This is a genomic window from Asanoa iriomotensis (assembly GCF_016862515.1).
In the GTDB taxonomy this organism is placed as follows: Bacteria; Actinomycetota; Actinomycetes; order Mycobacteriales; family Micromonosporaceae; genus Asanoa; species Asanoa iriomotensis.
In genome coordinates, this window is the sequence record NZ_BONC01000032.1 from 53,587 (window position 1) to 73,410 (window position 19,824).

Genomic DNA, 19,824 nt, shown 5'->3' on the forward strand with positions numbered 1-19,824 from the left:
GGCGGGCGGAGGCGTTCGCCGGAGCGTGACGAACTGCGCGGGGTACGGCAGCACGGGGTGCGAACCGATCTTGCTCACGGCCATCCGGCGAATGACCCGATTGAGCTTGCCGGAGGCGGTTGTCACCGCCGCCCAGTTCCACGCGGCGGGATCACCCAGTCGTGGCAAGGTCGCTGCCCATGCCGAGGCGCGCCTCTCCGTGTTGTGGTTGGTATGGCTCCATCGCAACTCCTGCGCCCCGAAGGATCCGCCGTAGTAGAGCTGAATGAGCCCCCAGCCTTCGCAGCAGTATCGGAACGTCGCGTCTCCGCTCACGCCCGGGAGAAGGTCGATCCGCCTGGCCGCGGGCTCCGGCCCAGCCCCGACGACGAACAACGCCAGGTGTCATCCCCGCGGACCGTCGGGAACGTCGATGGCCGCTCGAAACTCTCGCAGCTCGCAGTCCGGCTCCGAGTCGGACTCGAAGACACGGAACATCAGCACATCGAAAGAAGCGGATGTGGCGCCTGACATTCTGACACCAAGCCGAGCCCGCCTGTCCCGGTGCGCAGTTGTGGGCTGCATCCCGCCATCGAGCTAGACCTGCTCGTCCGTCGCATCCTCCCAGCTCAAAGCGGGCGTCTCGATACGCGTAGGGGCGCGTCTCGGCCCGTCGAGGTGGGCTCGAACCTGCGCACGACGAATCGACAAAGCGATGGCCGCGAGGCCTCCCCGGCAACGACGACCGCCGCGATCGCGTACGGCGATCCATCCGCGGCTGCCGTTTAGGCTGGGCCAGTCCTCGCCCAAGGTGCCTGGGCTCCGGATGACCGCACCCGCGATGCAGAGGCGAGTAGTCCTGTCTGCCCACGATGAATGTGTGGTGCCGCGCGTCCTACGGTGCACCCGTCGGTGGTATGCCCAGCATTTCCGAGGCGTCTGACGTAAGGCCGGCGATGACGTAGTCGCCAGTCGAACCGCGCCAGTCGGACCGGCTCAGCGTGAGATTGACCTGCTCCACCCGTCTGTCCTCGGCCGCCCTCGTGGTCGTGCCGTTGCCCCGGTAGCCCATCGCCCGGGAGACGCCGAGGGAAGCGTAGTTGGTGACCCAGGCTGCGGTGTCCGCGCGCTCGGCACGAAGACCGTCGAACGCCAGATGCAGGACCGCCTCACGGGCGCCCTTGCCGTATCCCGCGCCCTGGTATCGCCGACCGATCCACGACCCGGTCGAAACAGTGCGGGTCACCGCGAAATGCTGAGCCCCGATCTCCTGCACCCCGACGATGTCGCCGCCGACCTTGACGGCGAGCATCAGGTTCCACCGCTCGGGTCGCCAATCCGCCAGCCCGGCCCAGAAGTAGCGCAGAAACCTGCGTTCGGCCTCCGGCGAGGCCACGTCCTCCCATCCGCCGACCGGGGTGCGCGGCAGATACTGGTTCTGCGGGTCGTAGACGCCGCCGGCGGCGGCCAGCCGGGCCAGCGCTTCAAGGGTGTCCGGGTCGGAGACGAACAACTCGACGGCCGGAGTACGCACCTTGATCCCTAGCAGCGGCCAGATTTCGACGAGCGACATGGTGGCTATCATGGCCGCCAAGCGGTGATCAGTCGGCTTCATTTCCCGCCCGCGTGAGCGCCGTCGGCGGCAGAGCTAGACGCGCAAGTGTCGGTGTATGGCTTCCGGCATGATGGCGACGTGGCAGACCCAGAAGGGTTTCTGAGGTTCGAGTATCGGCGCCGGGATGGGCTGCATTGCTATGTGGTGCGTGCGGATGAGGCGGGTCTGCCTGGTCCAGCGTGGTCGGGGCTGTGGGAACAGGACTATTCGGAGGACCGGGCCCTGAACCCGTGGTGGCGTCATGGGATCAACAACTCTGACGGTGAGGCGCTGGCGGTGTGGCGGGCGCTGGCGTGGGCGCTGACTGCAGGCATGACCCGGTTCGCGACTCCCGCGTACTACCGGGACGAGGCCGCCGGGCTGTTGGGTGTCGATCGTGAAACGGTGCGGCTGGTCCGATGGGAGTACGAGGTCGATCTCGAGCAGCCCGACTGGCTCACCGCCGATGTCGGGTTCGTTCCCGCCCGCGCCTGCGTGCCGCTGCGGCCGCCGCCAGATCCGTGGGAACGAGACCACGCCGGGTTCGCCGGGCTTTTCGAGCTGGCCGGCTTTCAGCACCTCACTGATCTCGACTTGGCAATCTCGGGCGATGCCACGTCAGAGCTGACGCTCTTTGCGCTGCGAGGCCCGGACCGGGCTGATTCTCTGGCCGCTGCGCTCAACCAGAACCACCGCCCTCGCCTGGCCGACATTCTGCAGGCCGGTGACATCTTCGTTGATCTGGCCGTCGTTCGTGATCTCGGCGCTGGCCCAGCCAGCTACTTCACCGTCAAGACGCCCGAAGCGACCGACGACGTCGATCGGCTCGCTGATCACTTCAGCCGATCATTTCGCCGCTACATCGAGCGGGTCAGGCAGATCCGCACCTTCGACGAGTTCCACACCGCGATCGACAGCCTGCTCGCGTCACCCCACACCACCGGTTGACGGCCCGCCGGTGGCATCGCGTCTTCACGTACGACGCGACGCGCGCGCTTGCCGCGTGCGCGGCAGAAGAGGCGCCGCGACGCGAAGGGTGAGCGCGCAAGCCGGTCGCGAGCGTCGAGTTCGGGTCCTCAGCATGGATCGCCGCCCAATTTCCGGAAGCGATGGCCTGAGCCACTGTGATGCCCGCACGTCGGCGTCTCAGGGCGACGTAGCGTGCCTACCGAGAGCGTCGGTGCCCATCGGCGTTCAGGATCGGTGCCGAGCGCGCGCACGACGCACTCATGTCGACAGAGGCGGATGCGGCGCTTGACAGTCTGGTACTCCGCCGAAGCCGCCTGCCATGATTCCCTCAGGCCGCCCCCGTGCGCAGGTCCCCACACCCGCTGCCAACCGTCCGGACGGTGCGCAGTTGTGGGCTGTATCCCGCTGGGGGTTCGAACCTGCGCACGCCTGTTTTACGCCTCGTGGAAGGGGGCCGGTTCCGGCGGGATTCGTTTGGACATCAGGCAGAACTCGTTGCCTTCCGGGTCCTCCAGGACCACCCACGAGCCGCTGCCGATGATGGTTGAGCGCTTGGCGCCGAGAGAGAGCAGCCGACCGAGTTCCTCGTCCTGCTCGCGGTCGGCCGGGCACACGTCGAAATGCAGGCGGTTCTTCGTCGTCTTGCGCTCGTCGACGCGGATGAACAGGATGTCCGGACTGACCGTCGCCCCTCGGATCGCCACCCCGGTCTCGTCGCGGGCGAAAATCCGGTAGCCCAGGACCGCACACCAGAAGCCGGCGAGCAACTCCGGATCGTTGCAGTCGATGATGATGTCGCCCACTCGGCTGACCACGGGTCAGGAGCGTACCGGGCTGGCTGGTCCCGCGGATGTGATCGAGCTGGAGAGGCTGGGCGACCGGTAGAAGTCCGATAACCGCCGGACCGCGGCGGCCCACCCCGGTTGGCTGGACGGCATGACACTGCAGGACTTCCGCGCGCTTCACCACCGACCCGGTCAACCCCTCGTGCTGCCCAACGCCTGGGACGCCGCCAGTGCGCGGATCATCGAGAAGGCCGGCGCCGCCGCTATCGCCACCACCAGTTACGGCGTCGCCATCAGCCTCGGCACCACCGACGACGGAGGACTCGGACAGCAGGCCGCGCTCGAGGTGATCGCTCAGGTGGTCGCCGCCGTCAAGATTCCCGTCACCGCCGACGTCGAGGCGGGCTACGGCGATGTCGAAGGGACCATCCGCGGCGTGCTGGCGGCGGGCGCCCAAGGGGTCAACATCGAGGACGGCACCGCGACACGAGAAGAGCACGCCGCGCGGATCCGCGCCGCGCGCGGCGTCGCCGGCACCGACCTGTTCATCAACGCAAGGATCGATACCTACCTGCGCGAGATCGGCGACCCGGCGACGAGGCTCGCCGAGACCCTCGACCGCGCGGCCGCCTACGTCGAAGCCGGCGCCGACGGCATCTTCGTGCCCGGTGTGACCGACGAAGAGACCATCGCGGCCCTTCCGAAAGACGTTCCGTTGAACGTCATGATCGGCACCGGATCACCCAGCGTCCAGGAACTGGCCGACCTCGGCGTCGCCCGCGTCAGCGTCGGGCCCGCCATCACCCTCGCGGCGTTCGCGGCGATCGAGAAAGCGGCCCGGGACATCCTGGCGGGTCACCCACACGTGTGACCTGAGCCACCAACCTGACCGCTCGGTCAGAATCTGACCGAGCGGTCAGGAACAATGAACCCGTGGTTCGCATCCGGACGCGTGACGAGATCCTGCGGGTCGCCGCGGAGCTGTTCACGCGGTACGGCTTCAAGGGCACGTCGCTGCACGACATCGCCGCCGAGGTGGGGTGTTCGAAAGCGACGTTGCTCTACCACTTCGCGCACAAGGACGCGATCCTGCTCGCCCTCGTCGAGCCCGCCCGGCAGTCGCTGATCGACCTTGTGGCCCGGCTCGCCGGCGTCGACGACAAGGGTGTCCGGGACGCGGCCATCGACGGCTTCGTCGACCTCGTGCTCCGTTACCGGCGCGAGGTCGCGCTGATCTACGACGTGACTCCGCAGTTCCTGCAGGAACCCGCGTTCGACCGGGTGCGCGAGCTGACCGACGCGCTCGTTGCCGGGTTCGCCGGCCGCTCGGCCGACCCCGCCGACCAGACCGCCGCCAAGGTGGTGCTCGGTGGCATCGCCGCCGTGGTCATCGACGACAAGACCGACGCGGTGGAGTTGCGCCCGGCCCTGGTCGCCGTCGCCCGCCGCGCTCTCATCCCCGGGAAGGACTGACATGGCTACGCTGCTCTACCGGCTCGGCCGCGCCTCGTACCGCCGCCGCCGGCTGGTTGTCGTGCTCTGGCTCGCGCTGCTCGTCGCGCTCGGCGGCGCCGCGCTGGCCTTCAAGGGGCCGACGTCGAGCAACTTCACCATGCCGGGCACCGAGTCCCAGCGGGCCATCGACTCCCTCCGGCACGAGTTCCCGGAGGGCAGCGGCGCGGTCGGGTTGATCGTCGTGGCCGCGCCCGAGGGGGCCACGCTGACCGACCCGCCGCTCACCGCCGCGGTCAAGGACCTCGTCGGCGAGGCGAAGGAACTGCCCGGTGTGGTCGGCGCCGTCGACCCGTTCGAAGCCAGGGCCATTTCCCAGGACACGCGGTACGCGCTGGTCCAGGTGCAGTTCGCCGGCCGCGCCGACGAGCTCACCGAGGCACAGCGCGCCGCGTACGAGGAGACCGGTGCGCGCGCCGAGGCCGCCGGGCTGCGGGTCGGCCACGGCGGCGAGGTGATGAACTCCGCGCCCGAGGTCGGCGGCACCGAGGGCATCGGTGTGGCGATCGCGCTGGTCGTGCTGCTGGTGACGTTCGGTTCGCTGGTCGCCGCGGGGATGACCATGCTCAACGCGCTGATCGGCGTCGGCGCCGGCATGGCCGGCATCTACGCGCTGAGCAGCGTCGTCGAGATGACCAACGTGACGCCCGTGCTGGCGCTGATGCTCGGCCTCGCGGTCGGCATCGACTACTCACTGTTCATCACGTCCCGCCACCGCCAGCACCTGGCCGAGGGGCTGGACCCCGAGGAGGCGGCGGCGCGCGCGGTCGGCACGGCCGGTTCCGCGGTCGTGTTCGCCGGCGTCACCGTGGTGATCGCGCTGGCCGGGCTCGCGGTGGTGGGCATCCCGTTCCTGAGCGCGATGGGTCTGGCCGCCGCCGGCACCGTGGCGGTCGCGGTGCTCGTCGCGATCACGCTGCTGCCCGCGCTGCTCGGGTTCGCCGGCCGGAAGGTGTTGCCGCGCAAGCAGCGTGGCACCGCGCCGAGGCCGCCGCGGGAGGGCTTCGGCTTCCGGTGGGCCCGGCTGATGACCCGCGCCCGCGTACCCGTCATCCTGGTCGGGATCGTCGGCCTGGGCGCGTTGGCGCTGCCCGCCGCCGACATGCGGCTCGCGCTGCCGGACGCCGGATCGGGTCCCGAGGGTACGCCCGCCCGCGTCGCCGCCGACCTCGTCACCGAGGGCTTCGGGCCGGGCTTCAACGGCCGGCTGACCGTGGTCGTCACCAGCGACTCGGCGGAGCGGACCGCGGCCGCGGTGCGACAGGTGGGCCCGGCGCTGGAGGGCACGCCCAACCTGGTCGCGGTCACCCCGCCCACGCTCAGCGGTGACCAGCGCACCGCGCTGCTCGGCATCATCCCCAAGGAGGGTCCGACCGCCGAGAGCACCGAGACCCTGGTGCACGACGTCCGCGCGAAGACACACGGCCTCGGTGCCGCCGACGTCGCGGTGACCGGCCAGACCGCCGTCGGCGTCGACGTGTCGGAGAAGCTCGCCGACGCGCTGCCGATCTACCTGCTGATCGTCGTCGGCCTCTCCGTACTCCTGCTGATGTTGGTCTTCCGCTCTGTCCTCGTGCCCGTCAAGGCCGCTCTGGGCTTCCTGCTCACGGTCGGCGCGACCTTCGGCATCACCGTCTGGATCTTCCAGGAGGGGCACCTGGCCGGGCTGCTCGGCATCGGCACGCCCGGCCCGCTGATCAGCTTCCTGCCGATCCTGCTGGTCGGCATCCTGTTCGGGCTCGCGATGGACTACGAGGTGTTCCTGGTCTCCCGGATGCGTGAGGACCACGTGCACGGAGCCGGCGCGCAGCAGGCGACGATCTCCGGTCTGGGCCACGGTGCCCGGGTGGTCACCGCCGCCGCGTTGATCATGATCAGCGTGTTCGCCGGCTTCGTGCTGATCGACGACCCGATCATCAAGTCGATCGGCTTCGCCCTGGCCCTCGGCGTCGCGATCGACGCGTTCGTCGTGCGGATGACCATCGTGCCGGCGGTGATGTCGCTGCTCGGCCGCGCCGCCTGGTGGCTGCCGCGCTGGCTCGACCGCGCACTGCCCAATGTGGACATCGAGGGCGAGAGGCTCCGCGCGGAGCTGGTCGAGCCGGAGCCCCGGGTCTCGGTGGGAGCCGGCGTCAGCGGCGGGCGGTGAGCCGGACCGTCACCTGTGCGCCGGCCTCCTTGCCGACGGTCTTCTTCAGGGCGGCCCGCACCGGCAGCCAGTGCGGGCCCTGGCCGGAGGGCATCAGCGTCGCGTCGAACGGGTGACCGTCGATCGTGCCGCTGACCTTGACGGGCTTGCGGGTGCCGAGCAGCTCGTGCGAGCCCGGCAGCTCGATGTAGGTCGCGAACGCCCCGTCGGCCAGGATCGGTGCGGTAAAGGTCGCGTCGAGGGTGTCAGGCATTCTCGGATCCTCCATCGGCTGGGGTACGCAGCAGCAGCGCGGGCGGGACGCCCAGGCCACGGATGACGGTGTCGACGACCCGCGCGGCGGCCGCGTCGACGACCCGCGGGTCCTGGTGTCGCAGTGGGCCGCGGGTGGCCAGGTCGGCGAAGCCGTGGACGGTCGACCAGCACGGCCACTCGGCGCTGGCCCGCCGCTCCGGCGTGAGGACACCGGTCGCCACCAGGCCGTCGAGCGCGTCGACCAGCAGTTGGTAGGGCGGCGGTGCCGCCACCGGGCCCGCCTCCTGGGTGAGAAAGGCCAGCTCGAACCAGCCGCGTTCGGTGCGGGCGAAGTGGATGTAACCCAGGCCCACCGCGCGCAGCCGGTCGACGGCGGCCTGCGCGGGGGAGGCGTCCGGGTTGATCCCGGTGATCCGCTCGTGCATCGCGCGCGCGACCAGCTCCTGCGCTTCGGCGGCCACGGCCCGCACCAGCGCGTTCCGGTCGGCGAAGTGCCGGTAGGCGGCGTTGGGCGTCACGCCGACCGCCCGGGTGAGCTCCCGCATCCCCAGCGCCGCGGCCCCACCGGACCGGGCGGCCCGCAGGCCGGCCGTGATCAGCGCGGTCCGCAGGTCACCGTGGTGATACGACCTAGCCCGCACCTCTGGAAGCCTCCCGGAACCTGGTGTACGGTGTCAACATTGCGGATGTGGACAGCGTACACCAAAGATCTGTCCACACCGGAGCGGCCGGCGCGGCCGCGCGGACCGGGGCGACCGGGGAAACCGGCCGGTCTGCCGGCGGGAACGCCCATGAGGGGGCGGTCCGCGCGACCACGCCACCGGCGCGCGCCGACGACGGTCACGCGCCGCGGAACGTGCGCCGGTAGGCGTCCGGTGCGACGCCGAGGGCCCGGTGGAAATCCCGGCGTAGGGTCGTCGCCGTGCCCAGCCACCTGGCCATCCCCGAGGTCCGCACCTACCTGACCACCGCTGCCGCGGACGACCTGGCCGGCGCCGCGGCGCCCGTCGCGGTCGACGACCGGGGCCGGTCCGCGCAGACGTTCACAGTGGACGTCCGGGTGCGCAGGGGCGCGGAAGAGCGCCGCCGCACGGCACACGGCCGGGACATCTACGCGGTCACCGCGCCGCTCGCCGTCGAGGCCGTCCAACGGATCCTCGACGGCCGGACCAGCACGACCGGCGTCGCCTCCGCGGGCGAGATGTTCGACGCGCCGGACTTCCTGCGGGCGCTCGCCCCGCACATCTCGCTCGAATCGCATCGATTGGCGTCCACCCGTTGACGGGTTCCGTAGCACGTCGGTAACCTGGCGCACAACTTGCCGCAAGATTGCGACAAGCACCTGAAATTTTCGCGCAGCACTTCGCTCCAAAGCCGTTCCACCGGCTCTGTGCCGACTTCCGCCCCTCCCCGGTCGCCCCCGGGGAGAAGTCCCCACTGCGAAAAGGACAGCGATGAGACGTACCCGACTCGCGGCCGCCGCCCTCGCGGCGGCCCTGTTCACGATGGGTTGGCAGGTGCCGGCGCAGGCCGCCGGCGGCCCCAACCTCGCGCTCGGCAAGACCGCCTCGGCCAGCTCGACCAACGGCGGCTTCGGCGCCGGCAACCTCAACGACGGCAACGCTGGCAGCTACTGGGAGAGCTCCGGCGCGCTGCCACAGTGGGCGCAGGTCGACCTCGGCGCCAGCACGGCGATCGACCAGGTCGTGCTCAAGCTGCCCGGCGGCTGGGGCGCCCGCAACCAGACGGTCACCCTCCAGGGCAGCACCAACGGCAGCACGTTCAGCACGCTCGTCGCCGCCACCTCCTACGCGTTCAACCCGGGCAGCGGCAACGCCGTGACGATCAACTTCACCGCGTCGACCACCCGGTACGTGCGGGCCAGCATCTCGGCCAACACCGGCTGGGGCGCGGCGCAGCTGTCCGAGCTGGAGATCTACGGCGCCGGCTCCGGCGGCACCGGCAACCTCGCACAGGGCCGGCCGACGGCCGAGAGCGGTCACGCCGACGTCTACGGCTCCGGCAACGTCGTCGACGGCAACCAGGGCACCTACTGGGAGAGCGCGAACAACGCGTTCCCGCAGTTCGTCCAGGTCGACCTCGGCAGCGCGCAGACGGTCGACCGGGTCGTGCTCAAGCTGCCCGCCTCCGGTTGGGGCACCCGCACGCAGACGCTGAGCGTGTCCGGCAGCACCAACGGGACGTCGTTCACCACGCTGGTCGGGTCGCAGACCTACACGTTCAACCCCGCCGTGGCCGGCAACTCGGTCACGATCACCTTCACCCAGGCCAGCACGCGGTACGTGCGGATCACCATCACGGCCAACAGCGGGTGGCCGGCGGGCCAGCTCTCCGAGCTCGAGGTGTACGGCCCCGGCGGGCCACCGCCGACCGACACGACGCCGCCGAGCGTCCCGGGCACGCTGTCGTACACCGTGTCGGGCACGATGATCACCCTCAACTGGGGTGCCTCCACGGACAACTCCGGCGGGAGCGGGCTGGCCGGCTACAACGTCTACCGCGACGGCACTCTGATCGCGACCGCCGGCACCGGCACGTCCTACCAGGACACGCAGCCCGCGACCGCGACGGTGAGCTACTTCGTGCGGGCCCGGGACAACGCCGGCAACCTGTCCGGCAACAGCAACACGGTGACCCGGACCGGCACCCAGCCCGGCGACACCATGCCGCCGAGCGTGCCGGGCACGCTGTCCTACACCGTGAGCGGCACGACCATCACCCTCAACTGGGGCGCGTCCACCGACACCGGTGGCAGCGGGCTGGCCGGCTACAACGTCTACCGCAACGGCGCGCAGATCGCGACCGCCGGCACCGGCACGTCCTACCAGGACACCCAGCCGGCGACGGCCACGGTTTCCTACTTCGTGCGGGCCCGGGACAACGCCGGCAACCTGTCCGGCAACAGCAACACCGTGACCCGGACGGGCACCCAGCCGCCCGGCTGCACCAACGTCGCGCCCGGCAAGACGATGACCGCGACCGGCTCGACGTTCACCTTCACACCCGAGAAGGCCAACGACGGGCAGGTCGGCACCTACTGGGAGGGCGCGGCGAGCTACCCGCAGGACCTGACCGTCGCGCTCGGCGCCAACCACGTCGTCACGGGCGTCAACGTCAAGCTCAACCCGGACGCCGCCTGGGGCACCCGTACCCAGACGATCCAGGTCCTGGGTCGTGACCAGGCCGGCTCGACGTACACCAGCCTGGTGTCGGCGGCCCCCTACCAGTTCGTGCAGGGCAACAACGTGGTCGCGATCCCGGTCTCGGCGACCGTGGCCGACGTGCGGCTGCGGTTCACCTCCAACACGGGCGCCCCGAGCGGCCAGGTCGCGGAGTTCGAGGTCTGCGGCACCCCGGCCCCGAACCCGGACCTGACGGTCAGCGCGGTGGGCTGGACCCCGGCGCAGCCCAACGAGACGAGCGCGATCACGCTGTCGGCCACCGTGCAGAACGTCGGCACCGCGGCGGCCGCCGCGACCACCGTCAACTTCAACCTGGGCGGCCTCGTCGTCGGCAGCGCCAACGTGCCGGCGCTGGCCGCGGGCGCGAACACGACGGTGACGTTCAACGCCGGCACCCGCTCGATGGGCTCCTACGCCGTCTCGGCGGTCGCCGACCCGACCAACACGGTCATCGAGCAGAACGACGCCAACAACACCTTCACGGCGCCGAGCCAACTCGTGGTCGCCCAGGCTCCGGGGCCGGACCTGCAGGTCACCGGGATCACGTCCAACCCGTCGAACCCGGCCGTCGGCGCGGCGGTCTCCTTCACCGTGAGCGTCAACAACCGCGGCACGACCGCCGCGGCCGCGTCCGTCACCCGGCTGACGGTCGGCTCGACGACGCTGAACACCAACACGGCGACCATCGCCGCGGGTGCCACCGCCACGGTGGCGGTCACCGGCACCTGGACCGCGACCAGCGGCGGCGCGACCATCACGGCGACCGCCGACGCGACCAACGTCGTGGCGGAGACCAACGAGGGCAACAACACCCGGACACAGTCCATCGTGGTCGGTCGCGGCGCCGCGGTGCCGTTCACCTCCTACGAGGCGGAGAACGGCCAGTTCACCGGCACGCTGGTCGAGGCCGACGCGCTGCGCACGTTCGGGCACACCAACTTCGGCACCGAGTCGTCGGGCCGCAAGTCGGTGCGGCTGTCCAGCCAGGGCCAGTACGTGCAGTTCACCTCGACCGTGCCGACCAACTCGATCGTGGTGCGCAACTCGATCCCGGACTCGGCGAGCGGCGGCGGCACCACCGCGACGATCAGCCTCTACGCCAACGACCAGTTCGTGCAGAAGCTGACGCTCTCGTCGCGCAACAGTTGGCTCTACGGATTGACCGACGACACCGAGGGCCTGTCGAACACGCCGCAGGCCAACGCCCGCCGGCTCTTCGACGAGTCGCAGGCGCTGCTGGCGTCCTCGTACCCGGTGGGCACGCGTTTCAAGCTGCAGCGTGACTCCGGTGACGACGCGGCGTTCTACTACATCGACCTGATCGACCTGGAGCAGGTCGCGCCGCCGCTCAGCCAGCCGGCCGGATGCACCTCGATCACGTCTTACGGCGCGGTGCCGAACGACAACGTCGACGACTCGGGCGCGATCCAGCGTGCGGTCACCGACGACGAGAACGGCGTCATCTCCTGCGTCTGGATCCCGGCCGGGCAGTGGCGGCAGGAGCAGAAGATCCTCTCGCCGGACCCGACCCGCACCGGCTACAACCAGAAGGGCATCCGCAACGCCGTCATCCGCGGCGCCGGCATGTGGCACACGAAGCTCTACACGAACACCGAGCCGCAGAACGTGCAGGGCAACATCAACCACCCGCACGAGGGCAACGTCGGCTTCGACATCGACGACAACACGCAGATCTCCGACCTGGCCATCTTCGGGATGACCACCAACCGCAACACCCGCGGCCACGGCATCAACGGCCGGCTGGGCAAGAACACGAAGATCAACAATGTGTGGATCGAGCACGTCAACGTCGGCGCCTGGGTCGGCCGCGACTACTCGGACACGCCGGCCTACTGGAACCCGGGCGACGGGATCGAGTTCTCCGGCATGCGGATCCGCGACACGTACGCAGACGGCATCAACTTCGCCAACAGCACGCGCAACTCGACGGTGTTCAACTCGTCGTTCCGGACGACGGGCGACGACTCGCTCGCGGTCTGGTCCAGCACGTACGTCAAGGACCAGTCGGTCGACATCGGGCACGACAACCACTTCACGAACAACACGATCCAGCTTCCGTGGCGGGCCAACGGCATCGCGATCTACGGCGGCTACGGCAACACCATCGAGAACAACCTCGTGTACGACACGATGAACTACCCCGGCATCATGCTGGCGACCGACCACTCGCCGATCCCGTTCAGCGGCACGACGACGATCGCCAACAACGGCCTCTACCGGTGCGGCGGCGCGTTCTGGGGTGAGGCGCAGGAGTTCGGCGCGATCACGCTGTTCGCACCGAGCACCGGCATACCGGGCGTCGTCATCCGGGACTCGGAGATCGTCGACTCCACGTACGACGGCATCCAGTTCAAGACCGGCGGCGGGCGGGTCACCGCGACGATCAGCAACGTGCGGATCGACAAGTCCAACAACGGCGCCGGCATCCTCGCGATGAGCGGCGCGCAGGGCACCGCCACGCTGTCAAACGTGACCATCACCAACTCGGCGACCGGGGACATCGTCCGGGAGCCGGGCACCCAGTTCGTCATCAACTGAAGATCCGGTCGTCGCTCCCCGGTGGGTCCGCTCCCCGGGGAGCGACGCCGCGCTTTCAGGAGGCGTGGTCCGGCGGTGAGTCGCCTCCGGCGTGTTCAGCGTCGGCCGTCGGGGCAGCGTCGGTGGAAGGAGCGGTCCGGGCGGTCGGTCGCCTGCGGCGGTTCGGTCGGCCCGATGGCCGGTTGATCCTCTGCGCTTCAGGCCGTCCGGGGCTGATCGTGTGCGGCTGGCCAGCCGGGGGCGGCGTGCGTCGAATGATCCGGTGCGGTTGGTCTGCGCGACACACCGGCGGGTTAGCTGATCCCGCACACCTGATCAGGTAAGCGGGGTTGTCCTGATCCGATGAGGTACACACGATCATGGCCAAGGCCGGCCCGACCCGGGCCGGGCTGGCTGATCGACGTCGGTTCGCTGTCCCGACAACCCTTGGAATTGATCGTCTAGTCGTCGACGACGAACCTTGTTGGACCGGGAAAGTTCGCGGAACCCCGTTCGTGCCGGTCACGAGGCCGGACCACCGCTTGCCGAGCACGCGTTCAGCCTCGGCGGTAGGGCGGCGCTGGTGGAAAGGGTAGTCGCGGCGGACCAGGTCGGCCCACGTCCACCGCGGCCAGCGGTGTCGCGAAGCGGGCCAGCGCGTCGGCAGGCGATCGGGGCGCCGTGCCACCGCTCGTGTGACGCCGACAGCGACGAAGCGATGTGGAACCGGGATCGGTCAGGCGCGCTTCGCGAGCATGTCGTTCATGCGGCGGACCTCGATGGACTGGTCGGCGTTGACCTCGCGGGCCACCCGGTCCGCGGCTGACTCGACGCCGCCGCCGTCGCGGTAGAGCTGCTGGACCATCGTGATCGCGCCCTCGTGGTGGCGGATCATCAGCTGCAGGAACAGCTTGTCGAACGCCGGGCCGTTGGCCGCCGCGAGCGCGGTCAGGTCGGTGGCGTCGAGCATGCCGGGCATCAGGCCGCCGTGGCCGACGTGGTTGGCGTGCGGCTCGGGCAGCGCCTCGCCCCGGTCGCGCAGCCACTGCTGGAGCTGGGCGATCTCGTCCTTCTGCGACACCTCGATGCGCTTGGCGAGCTGCGGGATGTCCTGGCTCGGGCTGCGGCCGGCGACCAGCGCGGTCAGCTCCAGCGCCTGCGAGTGGTGCGTGATCATCTTGCGCATGAACTCGGCGTCGGCGGCCGAGTGCGGCGGCGCGGACAGCCGCGCCAGATCGTCGGGGGAGAGGGTGCGGGAGTCCTGGCCGGGAGCGCCCGGCTGGACCACCCGGCCGGGCGACGGTGGGGTGGCGGTGGCGGCGGGCTTGTCGTCGCGGTTCGCGGCGATCGAGATCCCGACGGCTCCCGCGATCAGCGCGGCGGCCACCAGCGACACGAGGACGACACGGCGGTTGGACTGCATCTGAGCGAAACCCTCATCTTGCAAAAGCAGTTCGGTGTAACAGCGAACAGATCGGTGACAGGGCGCCCGCCCCTGCGGGGGGAGCAGGGACGGGCGCCCTGAACAGGGACGCACCTAGCGGACCGGAGAACCGGCCGCCCTGGCGCGCCACCGGCGTGGCGCCCGGTCAGCGGGGGGAGCTGAGGCGGGCGCCACGTGCGGCGTTCAGTCCAGCGCGGCGCACTGGCCGGCGGCCAGTCCACGCACCTCGTTGGCCGCGCCGACGTTGATCGGCGCGGGGGTGTTGCCGGAGCAGGAGAGCACACCGCTCACCTGGTTGCCGGCGACCACGGTCGCGAAGCCCGGCGTGTTGGCACCGCTGAGCGAGACCGCACCCCGGATCGTCGAGTCGACGACCGCGAGGCTGCCGGTCGTGCCACTCACCGAGATGGCACCGCTGACCGAGGTGTTGTAGAGGTGCACGGCCGCGGCGTTGGCCGACGACACCGCACCGCTGAACGACGAGTCGATCGCCAGCAGCGAGGCACCCGGCCGCACCGTGACCGCACCCCGGACGGTGGCACCGTCGAGGCAGGTCACCCCGTCGACCACTAGGCCGCCGTTGCGGGTGCCCGTGATCGTCGTCGTGCAGGTGCGGGCGAGCTGGTCGAACTTGGCCCGGGCCGTGGCGCGGCTGGCCGCCCAGCTGAACTTCTCCTGGTGCTGCGGGTTGGTCTCCACCACCTGGACCTCGCGCGCCGCCTCGATCTCGGCGGCGCTCAGGTCGGCGCTCGGCTTGAGGCCGAACGTGTCGAAGCCGCGCGCGATCTCACTGCCGTAGATCTGGCCGTTGTGCCAGTAGGCCGACCAGAAACCACCGAGCGAGAGTGCGGTGGGGCTGACCGGGCCGCGGTCGAAGAAGGCGATCTCCTTCGGGTGGGCCGAGTCGGTGAAGTCCATCAGCGAAATACCGCCCTGGTACCAGGCCTGGACCAGGATGTCCCGGCCCGGGACCGGCAGCAGCGAGCCGTTGTGCGCGACGCAGTTCTCCACCAGTGCCTGCGGCACGGGCAGCTTGTAGTAGCTGCGGAACTGCATCTTGCCGTCGACGATGTCGAAGATGGCGTTGGCACCCCACTCGGGCAGGTCGGTGTCGCGGCATCGGGCACCGGTGCCACCGCCCCACTCGTCGGTGAAGATGACCTTGGTGCCGTCGTTGTTGATCGTCGCCGAGTGCCAGTACGCGAAGTTCGGGTCGGCGACCTCGTCGAGCCGCTTCGGGTTGGCCGGGTCGGAGATGTCGATCAGGATGCCGTTGCCCTCACAGGCACCGGCGGCCAGCCCGAGCGCCGGGTACGACGTGATGTCGTGGCAGGCGTCGGTGACCGGCGACGGGCTCCAGTTGCTGCCCGACGGGTGTCGCGGGGTCTGCGGCGCGTTCTGCAGGCCGTCGACCGCGCCGGTCTCCGGGTTGGTGAACAGCCGCGGGCCGCTGACCACGGCGGCCGCCGCCGGGTTGGCGACCGGCACCTTGATGACGTCGATCCGCCAGCGCGACGGGTCGACGCCGGAGGCCGGGTTGTTGTTGCAGCTGGCCGGCATGTCGTTGCGGACACCCGCGGTGCCGGACACGTAGACGTAGACGTTGTCGTTGTCGCCGGGCTTCGTCACCAGCGAGTGGGTGTGCGAACCACGGCAGAGCTGCACGGCGGCGACCTGCTGCGGGTTGCTCACGTTGCTGATGTCGAAGACCCGGACGCCCTGGAACCGGGTGCCGACCGCGGGGTTGGTGCCGCAGTCGACGCGACCGCGCGTCTCCTCGACGGACATGAAGAGCAGGTTGCCGTAGACGGAGACGTCACCCTGGCCGCCGGGGCAGACCACCGTGGTCAGGATGGACGGTGCGGACGGGTTCGCGACGTCCAGGACGGTGAAGCCGTTGTAGCCGCCCATGAAGGCGACGTCGCCCTTGAAGGCGAGGTCGGAGGCGACGTAGGAGAAGTTCGACGGGTTGGCCGGGTCGAAGTTGCCGGCCGGCTTGTCGACGTGTGCCAGGTGTTCGAGGTTGCTGGCGGCCTCTTCGGCATCGAGCCAGCCACCGCCCAGCCCGATCCGGGGATCCGGATCAGCGGCGGCGGCGCCCGGGGTGAACGCCAGCACGAGGAGAGCGGCCGCGGTGGCGACGACGCCCTTTCTGACGGTGAGTGCCATGTGGAGCCTCTCGGGGGCAGGGGACCCAAGGGTGACGGACGGGTAACGACCGCGTCTTTGCGCACACGTTATATCGAACAGTGGACATCAGATAATGCCTTACGGGCAACTTTCCCGAGCCGGTTGGCCCGAACAGTTGCCAACCTGTCGACACTTCCTGGCACACGCGAGCAGAAGAGAACCATAAGTCGGGCATGCCGGTAATCGGGGCAAGCCCCTTACGGTCTGTTTGGCCGGAACGCCCCCGCCGTTATAGTTCCCGCGTGACGGAAGACGCGCCCAGAAAACCCAGCCCGCTGGCGGCGATCGCGGACGTGGTGAGCACACCGGCGACGCCGGCCACGCTCGACGCGATCGACCTCCGCCTGCTCGAGCTGTTGGTCCAGGATGCCCGCACGAGCCAGCGCGGGCTCGCACGCGAGCTGCAGATGTCGCCGCCCGCGGTGGGCGACCGGATCGCCCGCCTCGAGCGGTTGGGCGTCATCCGCGGTTATCGCGCCGACATCGACTGGGCGGCGCTGGGTTTCCCGATGCAGGTCTTCCTGTCCGTCATCGCGGCCACCGACCAGGCCGCGATCATCCGCGCGCTGCACGCGATCCCCGAGGTCGAGGAGATCAGCGTGGTGACCGGCTCGATCGACCTGCTGGCCCGGCTGCGGGTGCGCGACCAGGCGCACCTGCGCACGATCCTGCTCGAGGGCATCTGGCAGATCCCGGGCGTCTCCCGCACCGAGACGCTGCTGAGCCTGGCCGAGACCCCGCGCAAGGACTTCGTCAACGGCCTCATCGCCGAACTGCGCGCCGACAGAGGCTAGCTGTACTTGCCCATCCCACCGGCGACGTCGATCGACGCGCCGGTGATGTAGCTCGCCCGGTCGCTCGCGAGGAACGCCACCAGGCCGGACACCTCGTCGACGGTGCCGAACCGGCCCAGGGGCACTTCCTCGGCCGCCAGCTGGGCGAAGAACTCCGACTCGGTCAGGTCCGGCGCCCGCCGGGCGCGGATGTTGGCCCACTGCGGCGTCACCACGAACCCGATGTTGACGCTGTTGACGAGGATCCCCTCCGGGCCGTACTGCTGCGCCAGCACCTTGGTCAGGTTGTGGCACGCGGCCCGGTTGACCGAGGTGGCGAAGAACGCCGGGTCGGGATAGCGGGCGTACACCGCGTTGACGTTGACCACCCGCGGCGCGGTGCTGCGCCGCAGGTGCGGCAGTGCGGCCCGCGTGCAGCGGATCTGGGAGAACAGCTTGACGTCGAGGTCGCGCTTCCAGATCTCGTCGGTCAGGTCCTCGAAGCCGCCCGGGTGCGCGCCGCCGGCGTTGTTGACCAGGATGTCGAGGCCACCGTGCTCCGCGGCGGCCGAGGCGACGAGCGCCGAGACCGCGTCCGCGTCGGTGACGTCGCAGACGTGCCCGGAGACCGGACCACCGCCGTCTACTTCGGACAGCGACTTGACCGCGGCGGCCACCTCGTCGGGCGTACGCGCGCAGATGGCCACGGACGCACCCTCGGCCAGCAGCTCGGCGGCCACGGCGTACCCGATGCCCTTGCTGCCGCCCGTGACCAGCGCGTGCCGGCCGTCCAGACCGAGCCTCACGCGTCGCCCTGCTCGACCGCGGCCCGCGCCTGGTCCAGCAGCGTCGCCCGCGGCGGCGTGAAGAAGTCGACCTCGAGGCAGGGTGTGCCGGTGGTCCGCGCGCCGTGCGGCACCCACGGCGGGATCACCGCGACGTCGCCGGGCTTGAGCACCCGCACCTCGCCGTCGACCTCGAACTCGATCTCGCCCTCGAGGACCAGCACGACCTGCTCCTCCTCGTGGGTGTGGCGCGGCGCCTCGGCGTGCGCGTCGAACTGGACGAAATTGAGCAGGCTCCGCTCGCCCAGCACCGGCTGGAAGTTGAGTCCGGGCAGGATCTCGTGCGGCTGGATCTTCGTGCGGTCGACGAACCGCCCGGGGGTGGTGGGCGTGCCACCGGTGCTGCCGAAGTGGGACGACGCGTCGGTCATGGGGTTGCTCCAGTCAACAGAAGGCCGAGCCGCCGGGTGCCTTCGGCGATCTCGTCGGGGGTGGTCGCGCTGAACGACAGCCGCAGCGTATGGCGTGCGTCGCGGCCGGCGTGGAACGGCGTGCCGGGCACGTAGGCGACGCCCAGCTCGCGGGCCCGGGGGAGCAGGGCGGCGGTGTCCAGCCCGGGCGGGCCGGTCACCCAGGTGAAGAAGCCGCCGCCCGGCTGGCTCCAGTGGAACGCGGTGCCCAGGTGCTTGGTCAGCCCGGCCGACATGGCCGCCCAGCGTGCGGCGTAGGTCGCCCGCGCCCGGGCCACGTGCGCGTCGAGCCGGCCGTCGCGCAGGAACGACTCGGCCAGCCACTGCCCGAGGCCGCCGGCGCACTGGTCGGAGTTCTGCTTGGCGCGCACCAGGTGCGGGATCAGCGCCGGCGGCCCGGCCGCCCAGCCGAGCCGGACACCCGGGAAGAGGATCTTCGAAAAGGTGCCGACCTGGACCACGACGTCGGGCGCGAGCGACCAGAGCGACGGCCGCTGCTCGCCGGTGAAGCCCAGCTCCCGGTAGGCGACGTCCTCGACCACCAGCAGGCCGTGCCGGCGGGCGAGCGCGACCAGCGCGTGCCGGCGTTCCGTGGACAGCCAGGCTCCGGTCGGGTTCTGGAAGTCGGGGATCACGTAGAGCAGCTTCGGCGTCGGCCCGGTCGCCAGCGCGGCGGCCAGCGCCTCCGGTACGAGGCCGTCGGCGTCGGCCGCCACCGCCTCGACGTGCGCTTCGAAACCGCTGAACGCGGTGAGCGCGCCGACGTAGGTGGGCGACTCGACGAGCACCCGGTCGCCTGGGTCGAGCAGCGTGCGGCAGATGAGCTGGAGGGCCTCGATGCCACCGCTGGTCACCATCAGCGCGTCCGGTGCGAGACCCTGGGACGCCTTGATCCAGGTGGCCAGGGCGTCGCGGAACGAGGCGAGCCCCTCGGTCGGGGTGTACTGGAGCGCGACCGGCGCCCCGGCGTCGAGCCGGTCGGCCGCGAGCTCGCGGACGAACTCGACCGGGAAGATCTCGTGTGCCGGGAACCCGCCGGAGAAGGTGATGAGCCCGGGCGCATTGACGAGTGAGAGGATCGCGCTCAGCTCGTCGCCGCTGCCCGCGGCCCGGCGGGCCAGGCGTAGGTCGAGGTCGGTCACGGGTGGCCTCCGCAGTAGCCAAGCGTTCGGTGCGTG

Annotated in this window: 16 protein-coding genes; 7 read left to right on the forward strand and 9 right to left on the reverse strand. The window is 70.4% G+C overall.

The features are described 5' to 3' along the window. Window positions 1-874 precede the first annotated feature (874 nt). Window positions 875-1,552 (reverse strand): GNAT family N-acetyltransferase, encoded by a 678-nt coding sequence (locus tag Air01nite_RS22360; RefSeq protein ID WP_203704836.1) that lies wholly within the window; start codon window positions 1,550-1,552, stop codon window positions 875-877. A 120-nt stretch (window positions 1,553-1,672) separates the two neighbouring features. On the opposite strand from Air01nite_RS22360, the gene Air01nite_RS22365 reads away from it, so the two are divergent. Further along, window positions 1,673-2,521 (forward strand): hypothetical protein, encoded by an 849-nt coding sequence (locus tag Air01nite_RS22365; RefSeq protein ID WP_239090885.1) that lies wholly within the window; start codon window positions 1,673-1,675, stop codon window positions 2,519-2,521. Between the two features lie 455 nt (window positions 2,522-2,976). Here Air01nite_RS22365 and Air01nite_RS22370 read toward each other — a convergent pair whose 3' ends face one another. Then, on the reverse strand, window positions 2,977-3,357 hold the full coding sequence (locus Air01nite_RS22370; protein ID WP_203704838.1) for a VOC family protein: 381 nt from the start codon (window positions 3,355-3,357) through the stop codon (window positions 2,977-2,979). Between the two features lie 121 nt (window positions 3,358-3,478). Between Air01nite_RS22370 and Air01nite_RS22375 the strand changes: the two genes are divergently transcribed. From Air01nite_RS22375 to Air01nite_RS22385, 3 genes are all read left to right on the forward strand, one after another. Further along, window positions 3,479-4,198 (forward strand): isocitrate lyase/PEP mutase family protein, encoded by a 720-nt coding sequence (locus Air01nite_RS22375; RefSeq protein WP_203704840.1) that lies wholly within the window; start codon window positions 3,479-3,481, stop codon window positions 4,196-4,198. A gap of 62 nt (window positions 4,199-4,260) precedes the next feature. Then, the gene (locus Air01nite_RS41615; RefSeq protein ID WP_203704842.1) at window positions 4,261-4,800 is read left to right on the forward strand and encodes a TetR/AcrR family transcriptional regulator; all 540 of its coding nucleotides are present in this window, start codon (window positions 4,261-4,263) and stop codon (window positions 4,798-4,800) included. A 1-nt stretch (window position 4,801) separates the two neighbouring features. Then, a complete protein-coding gene (locus Air01nite_RS22385) occupies window positions 4,802-6,988 on the forward strand; it encodes an MMPL family transporter (protein ID WP_203704844.1) in 2,187 nt (728 codons plus the stop codon). On the opposite strand, the gene Air01nite_RS22390 is transcribed toward Air01nite_RS22385, so the two are convergent. Together Air01nite_RS22390 and Air01nite_RS22395 are read right to left on the reverse strand one after the other, a co-directional pair. Then, complete coding sequence (locus Air01nite_RS22390) at window positions 6,972-7,241, reverse strand: DUF1905 domain-containing protein (RefSeq protein ID WP_203704846.1); 270 nt, start codon at window positions 7,239-7,241, stop codon at window positions 6,972-6,974. The two genes, Air01nite_RS22385 and Air01nite_RS22390, sit on opposite strands and share 17 nt — an antisense overlap. Then, the gene (locus Air01nite_RS22395; RefSeq protein ID WP_203704848.1) at window positions 7,234-7,884 is read right to left on the reverse strand and encodes a TetR/AcrR family transcriptional regulator; all 651 of its coding nucleotides are present in this window, start codon (window positions 7,882-7,884) and stop codon (window positions 7,234-7,236) included. Before Air01nite_RS22395 ends, Air01nite_RS22390 begins: the two co-directional genes overlap by 8 nt. Window positions 7,885-8,165: 281 nt before the next feature. Here Air01nite_RS22395 and Air01nite_RS22400 point away from each other — a divergent pair, with 281 nt between their 5' ends. Both Air01nite_RS22400 and Air01nite_RS22405 read left to right on the forward strand, forming a co-directional pair. After that, the gene (locus tag Air01nite_RS22400) at window positions 8,166-8,525 is read left to right on the forward strand and encodes a hypothetical protein (protein ID WP_203704850.1); all 360 of its coding nucleotides are present in this window, start codon (window positions 8,166-8,168) and stop codon (window positions 8,523-8,525) included. A gap of 172 nt (window positions 8,526-8,697) precedes the next feature. Next, window positions 8,698-13,005, forward strand: a complete 4,308-nt coding sequence (locus Air01nite_RS22405) for a galactose-binding domain-containing protein (protein ID WP_203704852.1) — start codon at window positions 8,698-8,700, stop codon at window positions 13,003-13,005. A 715-nt stretch (window positions 13,006-13,720) separates the two neighbouring features. Here the strand turns inward: Air01nite_RS22405 and Air01nite_RS22410 are convergent. Both Air01nite_RS22410 and Air01nite_RS22415 read right to left on the reverse strand, forming a co-directional pair. Beyond that, window positions 13,721-14,407 (reverse strand): DUF305 domain-containing protein, encoded by a 687-nt coding sequence (locus Air01nite_RS22410; protein WP_203704854.1) that lies wholly within the window; start codon window positions 14,405-14,407, stop codon window positions 13,721-13,723. A 204-nt stretch (window positions 14,408-14,611) separates the two neighbouring features. Further along, on the reverse strand, window positions 14,612-16,597 hold the full coding sequence (locus tag Air01nite_RS22415) for an LVIVD repeat-containing protein (protein WP_203704856.1): 1,986 nt from the start codon (window positions 16,595-16,597) through the stop codon (window positions 14,612-14,614). Between the two features lie 263 nt (window positions 16,598-16,860). Between Air01nite_RS22415 and Air01nite_RS22420 the strand changes: the two genes are divergently transcribed. After that, complete coding sequence (locus Air01nite_RS22420; RefSeq protein ID WP_203704858.1) at window positions 16,861-17,412, forward strand: Lrp/AsnC family transcriptional regulator; 552 nt, start codon at window positions 16,861-16,863, stop codon at window positions 17,410-17,412. Here Air01nite_RS22420 and Air01nite_RS22425 read toward each other — a convergent pair. From Air01nite_RS22425 to Air01nite_RS22435, 3 genes are read right to left on the reverse strand one after another with little or no spacing between them, the layout of a single operon-like run. Continuing rightward, the gene (locus Air01nite_RS22425) at window positions 17,409-18,197 is read right to left on the reverse strand and encodes an SDR family oxidoreductase (RefSeq protein ID WP_203704861.1); all 789 of its coding nucleotides are present in this window, start codon (window positions 18,195-18,197) and stop codon (window positions 17,409-17,411) included. The genes Air01nite_RS22420 and Air01nite_RS22425 overlap by 4 nt on opposite strands. After that, window positions 18,194-18,607, reverse strand: coding sequence for a cupin domain-containing protein (locus tag Air01nite_RS22430; protein WP_203704863.1), 414 nt, complete (start codon window positions 18,605-18,607; stop codon window positions 18,194-18,196). Before Air01nite_RS22430 ends, Air01nite_RS22425 begins: the two co-directional genes overlap by 4 nt. Further along, window positions 18,604-19,788, reverse strand: a complete 1,185-nt coding sequence (locus tag Air01nite_RS22435) for an aminotransferase-like domain-containing protein (protein WP_203704865.1) — start codon at window positions 19,786-19,788, stop codon at window positions 18,604-18,606. The genes Air01nite_RS22430 and Air01nite_RS22435 overlap by 4 nt, the downstream gene beginning before the upstream one ends. Window positions 19,789-19,824 lie beyond the last annotated feature (36 nt).

What these genes read in the sequence shown, in the direction of transcription:
- Air01nite_RS22405 (WP_203704852.1), top strand. Translation starts at nt 8,698, where the DNA reads ATGAGACGTACCCGACTCGCGGCCGCCGCCCTCGCGGCGGCCCTGTTC.
- Air01nite_RS22360 (WP_203704836.1), bottom strand. Translation starts at nt 1,552, where the DNA reads ATGTCGCTCGTCGAAATCTGGCCGCTGCTAGGGATCAAGGTGCGTACT.
- Air01nite_RS22385 (WP_203704844.1), top strand. Translation starts at nt 4,802, where the DNA reads ATGGCTACGCTGCTCTACCGGCTCGGCCGCGCCTCGTACCGCCGCCGC.
- Air01nite_RS22410 (WP_203704854.1), bottom strand. Translation starts at nt 14,407, where the DNA reads ATGCAGTCCAACCGCCGTGTCGTCCTCGTGTCGCTGGTGGCCGCCGCG.
- Air01nite_RS22390 (WP_203704846.1), bottom strand. Translation starts at nt 7,241, where the DNA reads ATGCCTGACACCCTCGACGCGACCTTTACCGCACCGATCCTGGCCGAC.
- Air01nite_RS22430 (WP_203704863.1), bottom strand. Translation starts at nt 18,607, where the DNA reads ATGACCGACGCGTCGTCCCACTTCGGCAGCACCGGTGGCACGCCCACC.
- Air01nite_RS22375 (WP_203704840.1), top strand. Translation starts at nt 3,479, where the DNA reads ATGACACTGCAGGACTTCCGCGCGCTTCACCACCGACCCGGTCAACCC.
- Air01nite_RS22415 (WP_203704856.1), bottom strand. Translation starts at nt 16,597, where the DNA reads ATGGCACTCACCGTCAGAAAGGGCGTCGTCGCCACCGCGGCCGCTCTC.